Genomic DNA, 4,345 nt, shown 5'->3' on the forward strand with positions numbered 1-4,345 from the left:
GAACGAACCCGCTCACGCGGGATGGGCTGGCGGCGCGGTCGTGGGATCAAGTCTTCTGCGGTAACTATTTGAACGATCACAGGTGACGGGCGGTCGCTCCGTCTTGAGGATTGAGGGGTTCAAACACTCCAACCTCAAGACAGGAGCTCCCAATGAGCGAGAAGCCCATCAGCCCGCTGCGCCGGCGCATGATCGAAGACATGACGGTGCGCAACTTCGTCGAGAAGACGCGCAACGACTATATCCGACACGTCGGGACATTCACAGCCTTTCTCGGCCGCGCGCCGGATACGGCCACGCCTGAAGATCTTCGCCTTTTCCAGCTGCATCAGACGCAGGCCGGCGTGGGTGCGCCGAGCATCAATGGCTCGGTTGCGGCGCTGCGTTTCTTCTTCACTGTGACGCTCGACCGCCCCGAGATGGCACGGTACCTCACCTTCGTGCGAGAGCCACGCAGGATCCCGGTGATCTTGAGCCTGGAGGAGATCGCACGGCTGCTGGAGGCGGCCCCCGGCCCGAAGTACAAGGCCGCGCTAAGCGCCGCTTATGGCGCCGGACTGCGGGTTTCTGAAGTTGTGGCCCTGAAGGTATCGGACATCGATTCCGAGCGCATGCTGCTGCGCATCGAGCAGGGCAAGGGGCGCAAGGATCGTTTTGCAATGCTTTCCCCGCTGCTATTGGAGTTGCTGCGCGATTGGTATCGCATCGCCCGGCCCACGGTCTGGCTGTTCCCGGGCCGTGATCCGCTGCTGCCGCTGACGACGCGGCAATTCAATCGCGTCGTTCATGTCGCTGCCGATAGGGCGGGGATCAAAAAGCGAGTGTCGCCTCATACATTGCGACACAGCTTTGCGACCCACCTGCTCGAAGAGAAGACCGATGTCCGTTTGATTCAGGTTTTACTCGGAACGGCGACATACTGCCCGCGAACAACAGGCCGAAGCACGCATCACCTACCGATTTCATCCTCGCTTCGACGAGACGGTAGGCATTAGGCGGCGGCTTGAGCGAGGCGGCGCCGCGTTTCTCGTTGTGCACCAACTTGACGGCACCTTTGCCTGCCTTCCGGCGTGGATGACTGACGAGTCTGCGTCCCGATTCGAGATCAGCGTTGAGCCGCATTTTCCATTGGATGTTCTTCGCTCCCTACGCAACGAGGTCGATGCGCTTCTAGGCTTTCTGGCGTCCGAATCAAAAACGGAGCGACCAGAGAATGACGCACCGATCCGAGAATCTCCAGCCAAGCCTGTTCGAGGCCGAGCGACCATACGTCGAACTGCGTGCAGCTCAAAAGAGCGAGCTCGCGACGGTCATCGAGGTGCTGCTGCGCGAGATCGCGGCGGCGCTGGCAAAGGCGGCAAGCGGGGGGAGCGGCGATGACCAAGATCACGACTGAGCATCTCGCCCGCAACGCCTGCGTCTACATCCGGCAATCGACAGCAGACCAGCTCGCGCATAATCATGAGAGCCGACGGCGCCAATACGGCCTCGTCGATCGCGCCAAGCAGCTTGGCTGGAGCAACGTCAAAGTCATCGACGACGACCTCGGCCGGTCCGGCGGCGGCATCGCGCGTCCCGGCTTCGAGCGGCGGCTTGCAACGATCTGCGACGGCCGTGTCGGCGCTGTGCTCGCGATCGAGGCGTCGCGTCTTGCCCGTAACGGCCGCGACTGGCATACGCTGATCGAGTTCTGTGGATTGGTCGGCACGCTCATCGTCGACGAGGACGGAATCTACGATCCTCGCCATCCCAACGATCGGCTGCTGCTTGGCATGAAGGGCACGATGAGCGAGCTTGAACTCTCGATGTTCCGCCAGCGCTCGCAGGAAGCGCTGAAGCAGAAGGCGCGCCGCGGTGCGCTGGTCCTCGGTGTCGCCGCCGGCTATGTGAAGATCGGTCGCGATCGCATAGAGAAGAATCCGGACAAACGCGTGCAGGACGCCCTGCAGCTGGTCTTCACCAAGTTCGCCGAGCTGCAAAGTGCAAGACAGGTGCACATCTGGCTGAGAGAGGAGGGCATAGAGCTGCCGGTCAAGTCGCGCCAAGGCGAGGCGCACGGCGTCGTGTGGCGACTGCCGGCCTACAACATCGTGCACAACATCCTGACCAATCCGATCTATGCAGGTGCCTACGCGTTCGGGCGCACGACGAGCCGTGTGAGTGTCAAAGGTGGACGCAAGCATGTCCGGCGTGGTGTGCAAAAGCCCATGGCCGAATGGGATGTCTTGATCAAGGATCACCACGCGGCCTATATCACCTGGGACGAGTTCGAGCACAACCTCGAGGTAATCGCCAACAATGCGACCGGCATGAGCAGCGCACTCGCTCGCGGAGCAGCTCGTAAAGGCGAGCTGCTCCTGCCCGGACTGCTGCGATGCGGCCACTGCGGCCGCAAGCTCCATGTGCACTACAGCGGCAAGATCGGCCGCTACAATTGCTACGGTGCGCGTACGAACCACGGTGCCGCGCGCTGCATTTCGATCAGCGGCTTGAGCATCGATACGGCGATCAGTAACGAGGTCCTGCGCGTCATGAAGCCGCTCGGCGCCGAGGCAGCACTCAAAGCGATCGAGGCGCAATCGAGCACGACGACCGCGGCCGAGCGCCAGCTGGAGCTGTCGCTGCAGCAGGCGCGCTACGAAGCCGCGCACGCGCGCCGACAGTACGACGCCGTCGACCCGGCAAACCGGCTGGTCGCCGGCGAGCTGGAGCGCCGCTGGAACGAGGCATTGCGGGCTGTCGCAAAGCTTGAAGGAGAGATCGCCGCCCTGATTGCGCGCCGTCCGCAGCCGTTCGGTGAGCCGGAGCGCCAGCAATTGGTGGCGCTCGGTGCTGATCTGGAGCGCGCCTGGTTGCATCCCGCTGCAACCGCCGCAACGCGCAAGCGTATCCTTCGCGCGGCACTCACGGAGATCGTCGTGCGCAGGGACGGCGCAATCATCCATGCGGTCCTGCACTGGCAAGGCGGCGACCATACCCAACTGCAAGTCAAACAGCGACTGAATGCGGCCGGCCGGCACAATCCACGCATCCCCGACGACACGATCGCACTCGTGCGTGAGCTGGCGCGGCTGATGCCTGATCGGCAGATCGCGCGCCTGCTCAATCGCACTCGCGTCGAGACCGGGCACGGCAATGCCTGGACGCAAGAGCGCGTGCGCGGCTTCCGCAATCACCACGACATTGCCGTCTTCCGCGACGGCGAGTGGGCGGAGCGCGGCGAGATTACGCTCGAAGCAGCAGCAAAACTCGTCGGCGTCTGCAACATGACGGCGTTGCGTATGCTCCGCCGCGGCGACATCAAAGGCCGACAAGCTTGCGCGGGCGCGCCTTGGGTAATCAGAGCTGAGGACCTGGCAGGCTTCGCCCGCGGAAAGCGTCAGAAGCCTCCGCTAACACCGGATGCTGCGCAGCAGGTCTTTGACTTTCAATGAGTTAAGCCGAGGTGCATTATGAATCGTGACTGCTCGGTCATGCCAAGATCGACAGCACGGCGCTCTACGCGCAGGTAGCTACCAACGTGATCCGCGCGGTAATGAGCCCGTTGGATCGGCTCACGCCGCTGACACCGGAGAACAAGCCGACGGCATAAGCCACGGCGATCATGGCTCGCCCCGCCCTGGAGATCGCGGATATCTTCCGCGACCACGGGCCCGCTTGGCGTAAAGCCAATGCAGGTCACGTCAGCCTCGGACAGTTGAAGGTGATGTCGGCGATCGAGAGCTGCCGCACGGTGGCTCTCGGCGGCCATGTCATGCGCTGTGAGGACTGCGCCCACACGCAGATCGCCTATAACAGCTGCCGTAGCAGGCATTGCCCCAAGTGCCAGGGCTCGCAGGCGCTGGCATGGATGAAGCAGCGCAAGTCAGAACTGCTGGGCGTCCCTTACTTCCACGTCGTGTTCACTCTGCCAGGGCGGATTGCCGCCATCGCCTACCAGAACAAGGCCGTCGTCTACGATCTCCTGTTCAAGGCTTCCTCGCAGACAATGCGCACGATTGCAGCCGATCCCAAGCGCCTGGGGGTCAAGATCGGCTTCACCTCGGTGCTCCACACCTGGGGCTCCGCGATGACCCATCATCCACACGTCCACATGATCGTGCCGGGCGGTGGGATATCGCTCGACGGCACGCGCTGGATCGGCTGCCGTCCAAACTATCTCTTGCCGGTGAAGGTACTGTCGCAGCTGTTCCGCCGCCTGATGCTGGAGATGCTGCTCGCCGCACACCACGCCGGCCGCCTGCAGTTCTTTGGCAACCACGCCCACCTCGCCGGCAAGGCCGCGTTCAAGGCCTGGCTCGCGCCGCTGCATCGGAACAAGTGGTTCGTCTATAGCAAGCGGCCG

General features: G+C 63.1%; 4 protein-coding genes and 1 pseudogene. All 5 read left to right on the forward strand.

What is annotated here, in order from left to right:
• Window positions 1-188: 188 nt before the first annotated feature.
• Window positions 189-995, forward strand: coding sequence for a tyrosine-type recombinase/integrase (locus tag ABSE61_RS37105; protein WP_423876111.1), 807 nt, complete (start codon window positions 189-191; stop codon window positions 993-995).
• Window positions 991-1,107: pseudogene (locus ABSE61_RS37165) on the forward strand (hypothetical protein); the annotation flags it as partial. The gene ABSE61_RS37105 and the pseudogene ABSE61_RS37165, both read left to right, overlap by 5 nt.
• A gap of 106 nt (window positions 1,108-1,213) precedes the next feature.
• The gene (locus ABSE61_RS37110) at window positions 1,214-1,396 is read left to right on the forward strand and encodes a hypothetical protein (RefSeq protein ID WP_423876112.1); all 183 of its coding nucleotides are present in this window, start codon (window positions 1,214-1,216) and stop codon (window positions 1,394-1,396) included.
• On the forward strand, window positions 1,377-3,434 hold the full coding sequence (locus ABSE61_RS37115; RefSeq protein ID WP_423876113.1) for a recombinase family protein: 2,058 nt from the start codon (window positions 1,377-1,379) through the stop codon (window positions 3,432-3,434). The genes ABSE61_RS37110 and ABSE61_RS37115 overlap by 20 nt, the downstream gene beginning before the upstream one ends.
• Before the next feature lie 170 nt (window positions 3,435-3,604).
• Window positions 3,605-4,345, forward strand: a 741-nt coding sequence (locus ABSE61_RS37120; protein ID WP_423876114.1) for an IS91 family transposase, incomplete at its 3' end; no start/stop codon positions are given.

It is taken from the genome of Bradyrhizobium sp. (genome assembly GCF_049519115.1).
Taxonomy (GTDB): domain Bacteria; phylum Pseudomonadota; class Alphaproteobacteria; order Rhizobiales; family Xanthobacteraceae; genus Bradyrhizobium.

Excerpts from the sequence above, each read along its gene's own strand:
- ABSE61_RS37115 (WP_423876113.1), top strand. The coding sequence starts at position 1,377 with ATGACCAAGATCACGACTGAGCATCTCGCCCGCAACGCCTGCGTCTAC.
- ABSE61_RS37105 (WP_423876111.1), top strand. The coding sequence starts at position 189 with ATGATCGAAGACATGACGGTGCGCAACTTCGTCGAGAAGACGCGCAAC.
- ABSE61_RS37110 (WP_423876112.1), top strand. The coding sequence starts at position 1,214 with ATGACGCACCGATCCGAGAATCTCCAGCCAAGCCTGTTCGAGGCCGAG.